At 39.2% G+C, this 265-nt stretch carries 1 protein-coding gene; it reads left to right on the forward strand.

The annotated features are described in order from the left end of the window. The coding region (locus tag SB717_RS36575; RefSeq protein WP_410907950.1) for a diadenylate cyclase at positions 1–265 on the forward strand (265 nt) is incomplete at both ends.

The raw sequence follows: 265 nt of genomic DNA on the forward strand, positions 1-265 counted from the left end.
TAATGAGCAGATTAAAAGTATTGTGGATGGTGGTTTTCACATTAATTGTGCATTCTCTCCTGCTAGTTTATATGAATTAGCAAAAATGGACGGGGCACTTATTTTAAATGAAACGGGAAGTAAAATTTTAATAGCGAATGCACAGTTAGTTCCAGAGGCATCTATTGATTCTATTGAAACCGGTATGCGTCACCGAACAGCAGAACGTGTAGCGAAGCAGACGGGCAGCCTTGTTGTGGCCATTTCACAAAGACGTAATGTAATT

Source organism: Priestia sp. SIMBA_032, assembly GCF_046535215.1.
GTDB classification, from domain to species: Bacteria; Bacillota; Bacilli; order Bacillales; family Bacillaceae_H; genus Priestia; species Priestia aryabhattai.